At 60.0% G+C, this 13897-nt stretch carries 15 protein-coding genes; 9 read left to right on the top strand and 6 right to left on the bottom strand.

The features are described 5' to 3' along the window. On the top strand, positions 1–230 hold a 230-nt coding region (locus tag CKW15_RS09915), incomplete at its 5' end, for an integrase core domain-containing protein (RefSeq protein ID WP_143498415.1). Between the two features lie 63 nt (positions 231–293). On the opposite strand, the gene CKW15_RS09910 is transcribed toward CKW15_RS09915, so the two are convergent. After that, positions 294–515, bottom strand: coding sequence for a hypothetical protein (locus CKW15_RS09910; RefSeq protein WP_095057644.1), 222 nt, complete (start codon positions 513–515; stop codon positions 294–296). A gap of 108 nt (positions 516–623) precedes the next feature. Then, complete coding sequence (locus CKW15_RS09905) at positions 624–986, bottom strand: cupin domain-containing protein (protein ID WP_095057643.1); 363 nt, start codon at positions 984–986, stop codon at positions 624–626. 237 nt (positions 987–1223) lie between these two features. Between CKW15_RS09905 and CKW15_RS09900 the strand changes: the two genes are divergently transcribed. Together CKW15_RS09900 and CKW15_RS09895 are read left to right on the top strand one after the other, a co-directional pair. Continuing rightward, positions 1224–2717: an aldehyde dehydrogenase gene (locus CKW15_RS09900; RefSeq protein ID WP_095057642.1), complete on the top strand. Its 1494-nt coding sequence runs from the start codon at positions 1224–1226 to the stop codon at positions 2715–2717. 155 nt (positions 2718–2872) lie between these two features. Further along, the gene (locus tag CKW15_RS09895; RefSeq protein WP_095057641.1) at positions 2873–4018 is read left to right on the top strand and encodes an MFS transporter; all 1146 of its coding nucleotides are present in this window, start codon (positions 2873–2875) and stop codon (positions 4016–4018) included. 58 nt (positions 4019–4076) lie between these two features. Here CKW15_RS09895 and CKW15_RS09890 read toward each other — a convergent pair whose 3' ends face one another. Together CKW15_RS09890 and CKW15_RS09885 are read right to left on the bottom strand one after the other, a co-directional pair. After that, a complete protein-coding gene (locus CKW15_RS09890) occupies positions 4077–5645 on the bottom strand; it encodes a phospholipase D family protein (RefSeq protein ID WP_095057640.1) in 1569 nt (522 codons plus the stop codon). A 57-nt stretch (positions 5646–5702) separates the two neighbouring features. Further along, complete coding sequence (locus CKW15_RS09885; protein WP_095057639.1) at positions 5703–7136, bottom strand: PLP-dependent aminotransferase family protein; 1434 nt, start codon at positions 7134–7136, stop codon at positions 5703–5705. A 179-nt stretch (positions 7137–7315) separates the two neighbouring features. Between CKW15_RS09885 and CKW15_RS09880 the strand changes: the two genes are divergently transcribed. Then, complete coding sequence (locus tag CKW15_RS09880; protein WP_095057638.1) at positions 7316–7561, top strand: DUF1127 domain-containing protein; 246 nt, start codon at positions 7316–7318, stop codon at positions 7559–7561. A gap of 117 nt (positions 7562–7678) precedes the next feature. On the opposite strand, the gene CKW15_RS09875 is transcribed toward CKW15_RS09880, so the two are convergent. After that, positions 7679–8992, bottom strand: coding sequence for an FAD-binding oxidoreductase (locus CKW15_RS09875; RefSeq protein WP_095057637.1), 1314 nt, complete (start codon positions 8990–8992; stop codon positions 7679–7681). A gap of 147 nt (positions 8993–9139) precedes the next feature. Between CKW15_RS09875 and CKW15_RS09870 the strand changes: the two genes are divergently transcribed. Continuing rightward, the gene (locus CKW15_RS09870; protein WP_095057636.1) at positions 9140–9493 is read left to right on the top strand and encodes a YkgJ family cysteine cluster protein; all 354 of its coding nucleotides are present in this window, start codon (positions 9140–9142) and stop codon (positions 9491–9493) included. A 126-nt stretch (positions 9494–9619) separates the two neighbouring features. On the opposite strand, the gene CKW15_RS09865 is transcribed toward CKW15_RS09870, so the two are convergent. Further along, on the bottom strand, positions 9620–10108 hold the full coding sequence (locus tag CKW15_RS09865; protein ID WP_007975155.1) for an Lrp/AsnC ligand binding domain-containing protein: 489 nt from the start codon (positions 10106–10108) through the stop codon (positions 9620–9622). A 156-nt stretch (positions 10109–10264) separates the two neighbouring features. Here CKW15_RS09865 and dadA point away from each other — a divergent pair, with 156 nt between their 5' ends. The 4 genes from dadA to CKW15_RS09845 all read left to right on the top strand — a co-directional run bounded on the left by dadA (position 10265) and on the right by CKW15_RS09845 (position 13740). Continuing rightward, positions 10265–11569 carry a D-amino acid dehydrogenase gene (gene dadA / locus CKW15_RS09860; protein WP_095057635.1) on the top strand — a complete coding sequence of 435 codons (1305 nt, stop codon included), beginning with the start codon at positions 10265–10267 and terminating at the stop codon, positions 11567–11569. After that, positions 11541–11894, top strand: coding sequence for a RidA family protein (locus tag CKW15_RS09855; protein WP_095057634.1), 354 nt, complete (start codon positions 11541–11543; stop codon positions 11892–11894). Before dadA ends, CKW15_RS09855 begins: the two co-directional genes overlap by 29 nt. A gap of 97 nt (positions 11895–11991) precedes the next feature. Then, positions 11992–13065, top strand: coding sequence for an alanine racemase (alr, locus tag CKW15_RS09850; RefSeq protein WP_095057633.1), 1074 nt, complete (start codon positions 11992–11994; stop codon positions 13063–13065). 126 nt (positions 13066–13191) lie between these two features. After that, on the top strand, positions 13192–13740 hold the full coding sequence (locus CKW15_RS09845) for a cupin domain-containing protein (protein ID WP_053163807.1): 549 nt from the start codon (positions 13192–13194) through the stop codon (positions 13738–13740). The last annotated feature ends 157 nt before the right edge of the window (positions 13741–13897 follow it).

Here is a 13897-nt window from a genome sequence, read left to right as displayed (position 1 = left end):
ACACCAAGCACGGGGTCATTTGTTCGATGACCGATGGCTATGACTGCTATCAGAACGCGATGGCGGAGCGAATAAACGGGATTTTGAAGACGGAGTTTTTGCTGCATCGCCCCAAGAACCTGGCCGATGCGGTGAGAATGGTTGATGAATCGGTGCTGATCTACAACGCGGAGCGGCCACATCTGGCCTTGAAATACAAAACGCCCGATGCGGTGCATCGGGCGTTTTGAGACTGAAACAGGTGTAAACCTATTTCAGGACTAGACATTGCGCCTTACGTCAGGGCGAAAGGATCAGCCGAAGTAAATGGAAATGATGATGTCCTTTTCGTTGACGTTCAGGTTGATGCGTTCTGCGCGGGAGTCGTAGGTCGCGACGTAGTTGCCCCACGGGCGAGTAGGGCGACCGGTTGTGTCTTCGACCTGTTGGCGCAGTTCTTCGGAGTAAGGCGAGCCGACAATGGAGTTGATCAGGTCAAGTACCTGCTTGTCGGTGTAGGTGGTTGCGTTTGGCATGTTGCTTCCTTGCGGTGAGTGATCAATCGAGGCGCTTCGTCCTTCGAAGCGCCTGTGAATGATCCAACCGAAAAGGCTGCCTGGTGCGGTATATAGTTATTGCGAATCTCAGGCTTTCTGTTCAAACGCCACGTAGATCTTGCGGCACGGCTCCAGCACTTCCCACGTCCCTTTGAACCCGGCCGGGATTACGAAACGATCGCCCACGCGCAAGGTCTTGGCGTTGCCCTCGCTATCTCGCAGCACCGAAACCCCCTGCACGATTTCGCAGTATTCGTGTTCGGTGAAGTTCACCATCCATTGCCCGGTTTCCGCTTCCCACACCCCGGCGTTCAGTTGGCCGCACGGGCTGTTGTAGTGGTTGTACAAGGTTTGCTCAGGATCGCCCTTGAGCACTTTGGCCGCGTCTGGGCGGTAGCGTTCAGGTTCGGTGGTGGCCTGGCTGAAGTCGACGACGTTCTGGATGTTCATTGTTGTTATCCCCCGTAAATACGGCGCGAGTTGGTAGGTCAGCCCAAAGTCTATGTTTATTAAAATGAACATCGCAAGGCCGTTTGCCGGTGTTGTGTCAAATATATTGAAACTTCACCCGCCGCTGGTTTAGGGTGACGGTTGCCTTGGGCCGAAAAAGCAGGCTGGCCGGGCAGAATTCCTGACAGCGCCCGCGAAGAACGCGGGTGTCGTATTCAATAAGAGGAGGACACTCGCATGACCACCCTGACCCGTGCCGACTGGGAACAACGTGCCCGCGACCTGAAAATCGAAGGTCGCGCCTACATCAATGGCGAATACACCGATGCCGTCTCCGCCGAGACCTTCGAGTGCATCAGCCCGGTCGATGGCCGTCTGCTGGGCAAGATTGCCAGCTGTGATGCCGCCGACGCCCAGCGCGCTGTGGAAAACGCCCGTGCCACTTTCAACTCCGGTGTCTGGTCGCGTCTGGCACCAGCCAAGCGCAAATCCACCATGATCCGTTTCGCCGGCCTGCTCAAACAGCATGCCGAAGAGCTGGCCCTGCTTGAAACCCTGGACATGGGCAAGCCGATCAGTGACTCCCTGTACATCGACGTTCCAGGCGCGGCGCAAGCGCTGAGCTGGAGCGGTGAAGCCATCGACAAGATCTACGACGAAGTCGCAGCCACTCCGCACGATCAATTGGGTCTGGTGACCCGCGAGCCGGTAGGCGTGGTTGGCGCCATCGTGCCGTGGAACTTCCCGCTGATGATGGCCTGCTGGAAACTCGGCCCGGCACTGTCCACCGGCAACTCGGTGATCCTCAAACCGTCGGAAAAATCCCCGCTGACCGCCATCCGCATCGCGGCGCTGGCCGTTGAAGCCGGCATTCCGAAAGGCGTGCTGAACGTGCTGCCAGGTTACGGTCACACCGTCGGCAAGGCCTTGGCCCTGCATAACGACGTCGACACCCTGGTGTTCACCGGTTCGACCAAGATCGCCAAGCAACTGCTGATCTACTCCGGCGAATCGAACATGAAGCGCGTCTGGCTCGAAGCCGGCGGCAAGAGCCCGAACATCGTGTTCGCCGATGCGCCGAACCTGCAGGACGCTGCCGAAGCTGCTGCCGGTGCGATCGCGTTCAACCAGGGCGAAGTCTGCACCGCCGGTTCGCGCCTGCTGGTGGAGCGTTCGATCAAGGACAAATTCCTGCCGCTGGTGATCGAGGCCCTGAAAACCTGGAAGCCGGGCAACCCGCTGGACCCGGCGACCAACGTCGGCGCGTTGGTGGACACCCAGCAGATGAACACCGTGCTGTCCTACATCGAATCGGGTCACACCGACGGTGCCAAGCTGGTGGCTGGCGGCAAGCGCATTCTGGAAGAAACCGGCGGCACTTATGTCGAACCGACGATTTTCGACGGCGTGAGCAACGCGATGAAAATCGCCCAGGAAGAAATCTTCGGGCCGGTGCTGTCGGTCATCACCTTCGACAGCGCTGAAGAAGCCATCGCGATCGCCAACGACACGCCGTATGGCCTGGCCGCTGCAGTCTGGACGACCGATATCTCCAAGGCGCATCTCACCGCCCGCGCCCTGCGTGCCGGTAGCGTGTGGGTCAACCAGTATGACGGTGGCGACATGACCGCTCCGTTTGGTGGTTTCAAACAGTCCGGTAACGGTCGCGACAAATCGCTGCATGCGTTCGACAAGTACACCGAGCTGAAGGCGACCTGGATCAAGTTGTAAGCCGTTAGGGGGCCTGTTGTAGAGCAGGCCTCCAAACGACACAGATTCCTTGTGGGAGCGAGCCTTTGTGGCGAGGGAGCAAGCCCCCTCGCCACAAAGGCTCGCTCCCACAGTGCTTTGTGTTGCACATAAAAATATCCACAGGAGCGTGGTACATGCGTTGGGCGACGTATTTCGCCGTGTTGGCGTCTGTCTTGAGTGTTGGCCTGGCCCTGGGGGTCAGTATGCCGCTGGTGTCGTTTCGCCTGGAAAGCTGGGGCTACGGCTCGTTTGCTATCGGCGTGATGGCGGCGATGCCGGCCGTTGGCGTGTTGCTGGGGGCGAAGATCTCGAGTCACCTGGCGGCGCGTTTCGGCACGGCGAATCTGATGCGCCTGTGTCTGTGGGCCGGGGCGGTTTCCATTGGTTTGCTGGCGCTGCTTCCGAGCTATCCGATCTGGCTGGTGTTGCGGTTGATGATCGGGGTGATCCTGACCCTCGTCTTCATCATCGGTGAAAGCTGGATCAATCAATTGGTGGTCGAACAATGGCGCGGACGGTTGGTGGCGCTGTATGGCAGCTGCTATGCGCTGAGTCAGCTGGCCGGGCCGGTGTTGCTGGGCTTCATCGGTACCGATCACGATTATGGTTTTTGGGTGGGCGTCGGATTGTTGATGAGCGCGCCGTTCCTGTTGTTCGGTCGAAGCGGCGCGCCCAGCAGCGAGGCCAGCAGCGTGACCCTGACCGACTTGCTTGCTTTCTGTCGTGGCCTGCCGGCGATTGCCTGGGCGGTGTCGCTGTTCGCGGCGTTCGAAGCGATGATCCTGACGCTGTTGCCGGTTTACTGCCTGCGCCAGGGCTTCACCACGGAGATCGCTTTGGCGATGGTCAGCACGGTGGTGGTCGGCGATGCGATCCTGCAGTTGCCGATTGGCGCCTTGGCAGATCGCCTGTCGCGGCGTGCTTTGTTCACCGGTTGTGCGGTGGTTCTGTTGGTGTCGAGCCTGGCGATTCCGATGCTGATCGATACGCTGCTGATCTGGCCGTTGTGGGTGTTGTTTGGCGCCAGTGCCGGTGGGCTGTTCACCTTGTCGCTGATCCTGATCGGCGAGCGTTATCGCGACGATGCGCTGGTGCGGGCCAATGCGCACGTCGCCCAGCTCTGGGGGATCGGATGCCTGATCGGGCCGTTGCTGGCCGGTGCGGGCAGCCAGTGGATCAGCGGGCATGCGTTGCCGTTGTTGATGGCGGTCGGGGCCTTGGGTGTGTTGATTGTGGTGTCGCGGCAAGGGGCGTTTGGCACGGCCGCAGAACCAGCCTGAGGAACAACAAACTGTGGCGAGGGAGCTTGCTCCCTCGCCACAATGGATCATTGGCTGGTTACAACATCTTCTCCAGGCCGACGGTATTGCTCAGCCAGGCATTGAATCGCCGCCACCAGTCTGCCGGCTCTCGGGTCAGGGTATGCGTGTTGCCGTTGTCTTCGGTGGTCCACACGACCTGTTCGTTTTCCAGTTTCACCTGATAACTCAGGGCTGGCGCCATGCCTTGCATCGCCAGTTCGCGGACCTTCGCGGCCAGTTCCGGGCTGTCGACCAACACGCCGACTTCGGTGTTCCACAAGACCGAGCGCGGGTCGAAATTGAATGAGCCGATGAAGGATTTCTGCTGGTCGAAGATGATCGCCTTGCTGTGCAGGCTCGAATCGGATTCGCCGTAGGATTTGGTGGAGAACAGGCGAGGTCCGCTACCGCTTTCATCGCCGGGCTGGCGGCGCAGCTCGAACAGCTGCACGCCGTGTTCCAGCAGGGCCTTGCGATAAGGCGCGTAGCCACCGTGCACCGCCGGTACGTCCGTGGCTTCCAGCGAATTGGTCAGCAATTTCACCGAGACCCCGGCATCAGCCCGTCCGGTGAGGTACACCAGGCCCGGTTGTCCCGGTACAAAGTAGGCCGAGACCATGATCAGTTCTTTTCTGACGCCATCGAGTTCCGGCGCCAACTGTGTGGTCAGCAGCAAATGCGGATCAGGTTCGCCGTCGGCCAGCACCTTGCTCGGCGCATCCCACAGCGCCTGATTCCAGGCCCAGATCAGTTCCTGGCGCCAGGCGTCCAGGCGTGGATGTGTGGTGTAGGTCATCAGGTGCTGATAGAGCGCGTGATTCTGTTGGCGCGATTCGGCCAGGGATTTTTCCAGTCGGCTGCGGGTTTCTTCAAGGTCCTTGGCCGTCGGTTTTTCCGACAGGAACTCCTCGATCGGCTTGCTCAGGGCGCTGTTCCAGTACTGGTCGAAACTCTGTCCCAGCTGCTCGGCGACCGGGCCGACACCGAGCAAGTCGATGTCGGTGAAGTTCATGTTGGTCTCGGCATCGAAATACTCGTCGCCCAGATTGCGCCCGCCGACAATGGCCATGCTGTTGTCCGCCAGCCACAGCTTGTTGTGCATGCGTCGGTGTTGCCGTGACAGGTTGAGAAACCGCCCCAAGGTTCGCGTGACGCCGGTGCTGCGGCCCAGATGCAAGGGATTGAATACGCGGATCTGGATCTTGGGATGGGCTGCCAGGGTCGCAATGGTGCGGTCCTGGCCGTCGCTGGTCGTGTCGTCGAGCAGAATGCGAAAGCGTACGCCGCGGTCGGCGGCCTTGAGCATTTCATCCACCAGCATGCGTGTGCTGATGCCGTCATGCACGATGTAGTACTGCAAATCGATGCTGCTCTGAGCATGGCGGATCAGTTCGGCCCGCGCAGTGAAGGCTTCAGTACCGTCAGACAACAGGCGAAAACCCGATTGCCCCTGATAAGGCGCGGCTTGCGCCTTGACCGAGCGACCGAACGCGGAATCCGTCGCCGGCAGTACCTGGCTCGGTTGAACCTGAAGGTCGAAGTTGGCACAACCGCCTAGAAACGAGGCAAGTAGCAGAAGAGCAAGCAGGGGCTGTCTGGCGCTCACGTAGGCTCGTTCCGATTGGCGGCTGTTGGCATATGGACGCTGGTTTTCCGAGAAAAGTCAGTCGGTCAGTCGTGCGCTTTCTGCCAGCAACTGGATGGCGGTTGCGCCGACCTTGCGCACCGCTTCTTCAATCAGCGGTGTTGGTTTGGCAGCGTAGTTCATGCGCAGGCAATTGCGGTATTTGCCCGAGGCGGAAAAAATGCTGCCGACTGCAATCTGTACGCCTTGGTCGTGCAGGGCACGATTCAGTTTCAGCGTATCGAAGCCGTCCGGCAGCTCGACCCACAACATGAAGCTGCCTTGGGGGCGGCTGGCGCGGGTGCCGGCCGGGAAATAGCGGGTGACCCAATCGAGCATCATGTCGCGATTACGCTGGTATTGCGTGCGCATCCGCCGCAAATGCGGTTCGAAATGCCCGCCCTTGAGGAATTCGGCGATAGCAATTTGCGGTTGCGGCGCCGTGGAGCCGGTGCTGATGTATTTCATGTGCAGCACCCGTTCCAGATAGCGGCCGGGCGCGACCCAGCCGATGCGCAGGCCCGGCGCCAACGTCTTGGAAAACGAACTGCACAGCAGCACGCGACCGTCCTCGTCGAAGGACTTGATCGTGCGCGGGCGCGGGTAGGTGTAGGCCAGCTCGCCATACACATCGTCTTCGATGATCGCGACATCAAACCGCTGGGCAAGCGTCAACAACGCACGTTTGCGCGACTCGGGCATGATGTAGCCCAACGGGTTGTTGCAGTTGGGGGTCAGCTGTATGACTTTGATCGGCCATTGCTCCAGCGCCAGTTCCAACGCTTCGAGGCTGATCCCGGTCAGCGGATCGGTCGGGATTTCCAGGGCTTTCATGCCCAGGCCCTTGAGGGTCTGCATGGCGCCGTGAAAGCTCGGGGAGTCCACCGCCACAATGTCCCCCGGTTCGCAGATCGCCCGAACGCTGGTGGACAGGGCCTCATGGCAGCCGGTCGTCACCACCAGATCGCTGGCGCTCAACTGGCAGCCGGAGTCGAGCATCAGGCGGGCGATTTGCTCGCGCAGTTCCAGGTTGCCGTGGATGTTGTCGTAATACAGACCGGGCATGTCCTGCCGCCGACTGATGCGCGCCAGATCGCGCAGCAGCGGTTTCATGGTCGGCGAGCTGATGTCCGGCATGCCCCGGCCCAGTTGCACCACGTCTTTGCGTGGCACTGCGCGAATCAGCTCCAGCACCTGATCCCACTGGGAAATATCCACCGGACGCTGGGCCGGGCGGCCCACTGCGGGCAGATCGGGCAATTCTCGACAGGCCGGAACGAAATACCCGGACTTGGGCTTCGGCATCGCCAGGCCGCTGTCTTCCAGCACCCGATAGGCCTGCTGCACCGTGCTCAGGCTGACTCCATGCTCGACGCTCAATGCCCGCACCGACGGCAGCCGGTCACCGGGGCGATAGAAGCCCTGTTCGATACGTGTGCCGAGCAATTCGGCGAGGTTGACGTAGAGGGTCATGGCGCAGCCTCGGTGTTGGTGATTCGGTAGACCAGTACAGATGACGCAGAAATACGCCATTCAGTCGCAAAAACGGCAAATCTGTATGGAGTTAATACAGTTTGTTTGAATCTGTAACGATTTTATTCGCCCGCGCATCATGGAACCTCTGGCTACCCAAGTAAACAGGAGCAACCACCATGAACGGCTTGAGCGATGTGCGGCTGACGTTACACAGTCAGGAACTGGAGACCGGGCAGAAGGACACTGCGCGCCATGCGCTGATGCGTAACGCGTCGTCCGGCCTGGGTCGCTGGGATCTGTTCTGGCAGCGTCTGCACACGCGCAGGGCGTTGCTGGCGCTGACGCATGATCAGCTCAAGGATATCGGGCTGACACGGGAGCAGGCGCGGGAGGAAGGGTTGAAGCCTTTCTGGCGGATCTGAGTTTTGCAGTGTTCTTGTGGGCCTCTTCGCTGGCAAGCCAGCTCCTACAGGTTTTGCGCGGAACCTGTAGGAGCTGGCTTGCCAGCGAAGGCGCCGGAACTGCCACAAAACAATCTTTCAGACCAACTCTTTCAGCCGATGCCACAACATCCCCAGCGCCAACAGCGGCGAGCGCAGATGCTTGCCACCCGGGAAGGTGATGTGTGGCACCTTGGCGAACAAATCAAAACCACCGCCGTGCTGCCCGCTGATGGCTTCAGCCAGTAGCTTGCCGGCCAGGTGCGTGGCATTCACACCATGACCGGAATAGGCCTGGGCGTAATACACGTTCGGCTGGTCATTGAGTCGGCCGATCTGCGGCAGGCGATTGGCGCCGATGCCGATCATGCCGCCCCACTGATAGTCGATCTTCACGTCAGCCAATTGTGGAAAGACTTCGAGCATTTTCGGCCGCATGTACGCAGCAACGTCTTTCGGATCGCGTCCTGAGTAATGACAAGCACCGCCGAACAACAGGCGTCGGTCCGCCGAGAGCCGGTAATAATCCAGCGCCACCCGTTGATCACAGACCGCCATGTTTTGTGGCAGCAACGCGTGGGCGAGCTCTTCACTCAAAGGCTCGGTGGCAATGATGTAGCTGCCCGCCGGCAGGACTTTGCCGCTGAGTTCGGAATTGAGCCCACTGAGATAAGCGTTGCAGCCCAACACCAGCGTCTTGGCGCGAACCGTACCTTGGGCGGTATGGACCTTGACCTCTGGACCGTAGTCGATGCGCGTGACAGCCGATTGCTCAAACAGCTTCACCCCCAGTTGCTGCGCAGCGGCCGCTTCGCCCAAGGCCAGGTTCAAAGGATGCAGATGCCCGGAGCCCATGTCGATCAAACCGCCGACATAACGCTTGGAACCGACCACGGTGTGCATTTCATGGGCTTGCAGCAAACGGGTCTCGTAGCGGTAGCCGAGACCGCGCAGTTCTTCGGCATCTTCGGCGAAGCCTTCGAGGTCCCGGGGTTTGTTGGCCAGGTCGCAGTAACCCCACGTCAGGTCGCAAGGGATCTGAAAACGCTCGACGCGTTGGCGGACGATTTCCACCGCTTCCAGGCCCATGAGTTTCATCTGCCGAACACCGTCGACGCCGATGATGTTGGCGAATTGATCGAGGCCATGGCCGACGCCGCGAATCAGTTGCCCGCCGTTGCGCCCGCTGGCACCCCAGCCGATTTTATGCGCTTCGAGCAGCACCACACTCAGACCGCGTTCGGCCAGTTCAAGGGCCGTGTTCAACCCGGAAAATCCCCCGCCGACCACGCAGACATCGGCCAGCACTTCGCCTGTCAGCGCTGGATATTCTGGCTGCGGCAAACTGCTGGCGGCGTAGTAAGACGCGGCGTGTTGGTGGCTTGGGGCGGGCTGTTGAGCACGGGCATTCATGTGCATGCTCCTGATTTTTGTGTCTGGAAAATTTGCAGGAGCATAAGCCGGACGTTCCTGAGTGGGCAACATTGGTCGGCTAGCGCTGTCTGGATCGGGTTTTTTGCGTCAGAATCGCGCTCTATTCCGCCTTCGGTTACCGCTTCAATGAGCTGCAACAGTCAGACAATTCGCACCTTGCGCCAACAGATTCCCTCGTTCGAGTGCGTCCCCGGCTGCCATGACTGCTGCGGGCCGGTGACCACCTCGCCGGAGGAAATGTCGCGTCTGCCGCGCAAGACTCGCGCCGAGCAGGATGCGGCGATGGATGAACTCAATTGCGTTCATCTGGGTCCGAACGGTTGCACGGTGTATGAAGAGCGGCCGCTGATCTGCCGGCTGTTCGGGACCACCAAAACCTTGCCGTGCCCGAATGGGCGCGGGCCGGTGGAACTGATTCATCCGCGGGTGGAGAAGCAGGTGTTCGAGTACATGGCCTCGAACCGACAGGTGTTGGTTTAGACCCTCGAACCGAGTTTTCCGCATCGCTAGCAGGCTAGCTCCCACAGGGTGCGAGTGAACCACGGATTTGTGTTCACCACCGAACCTGTGGGAGCCAGCCTGCTGGCGATAGCAGCACCACAAATGTCAGTCCGGAATCGGCAGGGTCAGGCTCTCTTTCACCTCTTCCATCACGATGTAGCTCTTGGATTCCCGCACATGCGGCAGCTTGAGCAGAATGTCGCCCAGCAGCTTGCGATACGAAGCCATCTCGGAAATCCGCGCCTTCACCAGATAGTCGAAATCCCCTGACACCAAGTGGCATTCCAGCACGTGGGGCAATTTCAGCACCGCACGGCGGAACTCCTCGAACGTATCACCGGACTTGTAATCCAGGCTGATCTCGACGAACACCAGCAAACTCCCCTTCAGGTGCTGCGGATTGAGCCGGGCGTTGTAGCCCATGATGATCCCTTCGCGCTCCAGGCGCCGGACCCGCTCAGTACAGGGCGTGGTCGAGAGCCCGACCTTTTCTCCAAGCTCTGTAAAGGAAATCCGCCCGTCCGCTTGCAGGATCCGCAGGATATTGCGGTCGATCTTGTCCAGCTCACGTTTGGTCTGAGTGTTGGTACGCATAGGGGATGCGCCTCCGTGAAAAGGGTTTTTGCCGAGAATTGTCGCCAAATATAGGCGCTTATATAGTGAAAAGCACTGGCAAATCTTTTTTACACTGCGCGTATCTAAAGCTCTCAATAACAAACGTCAGCGGTTAGCCGCGATGAGGGATATAAAATGCGCGTCATGGTCTTGGGTAGCGGCGTCATCGGTACCACCAGTGCTTATTATCTGGCCCGTGCCGGGTTTGAAGTGGTGGTCGTGGACCGGCAGCCGGCTGCCGCGATGGAGACCAGTTTCGCCAACGCAGGGCAAGTGTCGCCAGGCTATGCCTCGCCGTGGGCTGCGCCGGGCGTGCCGCTCAAGGCTATCAAGTGGCTGTTGCAGCGCCACGCCCCGCTGGCGATCAAGGCGACTGCGGACATCGATCAGTACCTGTGGATGGCCCAGATGCTGCGCAACTGCACCGCCAGCCGTTATGCGGTGAACAAGGAGCGCATGGTCCGTCTGTCCGAGTACAGCCGTGACTGCCTCGACGAACTGCGTGCTGAAACCGGCATTGCCTACGAAGGCCGCAGCCTCGGTACCACCCAACTGTTCCGCACCCAGGCTCAACTCGACGGCGCCGCAAAAGACATCGCCGTGTTGAAAGAGTCCGGCGTGCCGTTTGAACTGCTCGACCGTGAAGGCATTGCCCGCGTTGAGCCGGCACTGGCCAGCGTCACCGACATCCTCGCCGGTGCCCTGCGCCTGCCGAATGACCAGACTGGCGACTGCCAGATGTTCACCACCAAGCTCGCCGAGATGGCTACGAACCTTGGCGTGCAGTTCCGTTTCGGTCAGGACATTCAGCGCCTCGACTTCGCCGGTGATCGCATCAACGGCGTGTGGATCGACGGCAAGCTGGAAACCGCCGACCGCTACGTGCTGGCCCTCGGCAGTTACTCGCCGCAACTGCTCAAGCCGTTGGGGATCAAGGCGCCGGTGTACCCGCTCAAGGGCTACTCCCTGACCGTGCCGATCACCAACCCGGCGATGGCCCCGACGTCAACCATTCTCGACGAGACCTACAAGGTCGCGATCACCCGTTTCGACAACCGCATCCGTGTTGGCGGCATGGCCGAGATTGCCGGTTTTGACCTGTCGCTGAACCCGCGTCGCCGTGAAACCCTGGAGATGATCGTCAACGATCTTTATCCTCAGGGCGGCGATCTGGCCCAGGCCGATTTCTGGACCGGCCTGCGTCCGACCACTCCGGACGGCACCCCGATTGTCGGCGCCACCCCGTTCAAGAATCTGTTCCTGAACACCGGTCACGGCACACTCGGCTGGACCATGGCGTGCGGCTCCGGTCGCTTGCTGGCTGACCTGATGGCGAAGAAAAAGCCGCAGATCAGCGCCGAAGGCCTCGATATTTCCCGTTATGGCAAAAAAATTCAGGAGTCTGCAAAGCATGTCAGTCCAGCGCCAGCTCACCAATGAGCGCATGAGTCAGATCGTCACCCATAACGGCACGGTGTACCTGGCCGGGCAGGTCGGCGACGACATGAACGCCGGGATTGAACAGCAGACCCGCGAAACCCTGGCCAACATCGAGCGTTTGCTCGATCTGGCCGGCACCGACAAAAGCAATCTGTTGTCGGTGACGATTTACCTGAAGGACATCGACGCGCATTTTGAAGGCATGAACGCGGTGTGGGACAAGTGGCTGCCAAAAGGCGTCGCCCCGGCCCGCGCCACCGTCGAATCGAAACTGTGCGAACCGGAAATCCTGGTCGAGCTGTCGGTTGTCGCCGCTCTGCCATAAGCTTTCAGACAGATCCCTCTCCCGGTGCTGCCGGCGGTTTACGCCACCAGTCAGCGCCGGTTTTTCTTCCCGATGACCCGACCAGAAGTCTGCCGCCATGCGTCCTGCCCGTGCCCTGATCGACCTTCAAGCCCTGCGTCACAACTACCGAATCGCCCGTGAACTCACGGGGGCCAAAGCCCTTGCCGTGATCAAGGCCGATGCCTATGGCCATGGCGCCGTGCGTTGTGCCCAGGCACTCGAAGCCGAGACGGACGGTTTTGCGGTAGCGTGTATCGAAGAGGCGTTGGAGCTGCGGGCGGCGGGCATTCGTGCGCCGATCCTGTTGCTGGAAGGTTTTTTCGAAGCCGATGAGCTGGCGCTGATCGTCGAGCACGATTTCTGGTGCGTGGTGCATTCGCTGTGGCAACTCGAAGCCATCGAGAAAGCCTCACTGAACAAACCGATTACGGTGTGGCTGAAGCTTGATTCGGGCATGCACCGCGTGGGGCTGCACCCGGCGGATTATCAGGCGGCCTACCATCGACTGTTGGCCTGCGGCAAAGTCGCGAAAGTGGTGCTGATGAGCCACTTTGCCCGTGCCGATGAACTGCACGAGCAGGCCAGTGCCGATCAGGTGGCGGTATTTGAAGCGGCGCGCAAGGGCTTGTCCGCCGAGGTCAGCCTGCGCAACTCGCCGGCGGTGCTCGGATGGCCGCAGATTCCGAGCGATTGGGTGCGCCCAGGCATCATGCTCTATGGCGCCACACCTTTCGAAGAAGCCAACGAAGTAGCATCGCGCCTGCAACCGGTCATGACCCTGGAATCGAAAGTGATCAGCGTGCGTGAATTGCCGGCCGGCGAACCTGTCGGTTACGGCGCCAAATTCATCACTCAAAAACCAATGCGCATTGGCGTCGTGGCCATGGGCTACGCCGACGGCTACCCGCGTCTGGCACCGACCGGCACGCCAGTGCTGGTGGCAGGGCAGCGCAGCCAGTTGATCGGCCGGGTATCGATGGACATGCTCTGCATCGACCTGACCGATGTGCCGCAGGCCGGTCTGGGGTCGACCGTCGAATTGTGGGGCAAAAACATCCTCGCCAGTGACGTGGCCATCGCCGCCGGCACCATTCCTTATCAGATTTTTTGCAACCTGCGCCGGGTGCCACTGCTCTATTCCGGGGCTTAGTGCCAAACGCGGCGGACCGGAAGTCGCCTCGCTGAACAGGATTCAGGTCAAAGTGTTGTAAATACTGAACGCTGTCGCCATGATAACGCTCACTATTCCAACAATTGAATCCTGGAGGCGCAAGCTTTGGACGTCGGTGAACGACTGCAATCCATCCGTAGGCTCAAAGGCCTTTCCCAGCGTGAACTCGCCAAACGGGCGGGGGTCACCAACAGCACGATTTCGATGATCGAGAAAAACAGCGTCAGCCCCTCGATCAGTTCGCTGCGCAAAGTGCTGGGCGGAATTCCCATGTCCATGGTCGAGTTCTTTTCCGAAGAAATCCTGCAGGAGAAACCGACTCAGATCGTCTACAAGGCCAACGAGCTGATCGATATTTCCGATGGCGCGGTGACCATGAAACTGGTCGGTCGGGCGCACCCGAGCCGGGCTATCGCATTCCTCAATGAAATTTACCCGCCAGGCGCCGACACCGGTGACGAGATGCTCACCCACGAGGGCGAGGAAACCGGCATTTTGGTCGAAGGCAAACTGGAGTTGGTGGTCGGGCAGGAAACTTTTGTGCTCGAAGCCGGCGATAGCTACTACTTTGAAAGTACCAAGCCACACCGTTTCCGGAATCCGTTCGATGCGCCAGCGCGACTAATCAGCGCAGCCACACCGGCGAATTTCTAAGAGAAGCGGCGTCCTGTCAGCCTCGCAGAGGCGGTCAGGCGGCTTTTCCGCCGCCGCCTAAGACCCCTTCGACTTTGGGGTTGTTTCAGTGCGACGGGCTTACCGCTATACTTGCGCCCGCCTGCGAACCGTGGCCGTAGGCGTGACTAGCCACCAT

The sequence above is a fragment of the Pseudomonas sp. Irchel s3b5 genome, assembly GCF_900187435.1.
Taxonomy (GTDB): Bacteria; Pseudomonadota; Gammaproteobacteria; order Pseudomonadales; family Pseudomonadaceae; genus Aquipseudomonas.
The sequence above is the reverse complement of the archived record's forward strand: the minus strand, read 5'-3'. Positions and strand labels throughout refer to the sequence as shown.

Bases quoted from the DNA above. Each gene is read 5' to 3' on its own strand.
- CKW15_RS09910 (WP_095057644.1), bottom strand. From the start codon at position 515: ATGCCAAACGCAACCACCTACACCGACAAGCAGGTACTTGACCTGATC.
- CKW15_RS09905 (WP_095057643.1), bottom strand. From the start codon at position 986: ATGAACATCCAGAACGTCGTCGACTTCAGCCAGGCCACCACCGAACCT.
- CKW15_RS09900 (WP_095057642.1), top strand. From the start codon at position 1,224: ATGACCACCCTGACCCGTGCCGACTGGGAACAACGTGCCCGCGACCTG.
- CKW15_RS09895 (WP_095057641.1), top strand. From the start codon at position 2,873: ATGCGTTGGGCGACGTATTTCGCCGTGTTGGCGTCTGTCTTGAGTGTT.
- CKW15_RS09885 (WP_095057639.1), bottom strand. From the start codon at position 7,136: ATGACCCTCTACGTCAACCTCGCCGAATTGCTCGGCACACGTATCGAA.
- CKW15_RS09880 (WP_095057638.1), top strand. From the start codon at position 7,316: ATGAACGGCTTGAGCGATGTGCGGCTGACGTTACACAGTCAGGAACTG.
- CKW15_RS09875 (WP_095057637.1), bottom strand. From the start codon at position 8,992: ATGAATGCCCGTGCTCAACAGCCCGCCCCAAGCCACCAACACGCCGCG.
- CKW15_RS09870 (WP_095057636.1), top strand. From the start codon at position 9,140: ATGAGCTGCAACAGTCAGACAATTCGCACCTTGCGCCAACAGATTCCC.
- CKW15_RS09865 (WP_007975155.1), bottom strand. From the start codon at position 10,108: ATGCGTACCAACACTCAGACCAAACGTGAGCTGGACAAGATCGACCGC.
- dadA (WP_095057635.1), top strand. From the start codon at position 10,265: ATGCGCGTCATGGTCTTGGGTAGCGGCGTCATCGGTACCACCAGTGCT.
- CKW15_RS09855 (WP_095057634.1), top strand. From the start codon at position 11,541: ATGTCAGTCCAGCGCCAGCTCACCAATGAGCGCATGAGTCAGATCGTC.
- alr (WP_095057633.1), top strand. From the start codon at position 11,992: ATGCGTCCTGCCCGTGCCCTGATCGACCTTCAAGCCCTGCGTCACAAC.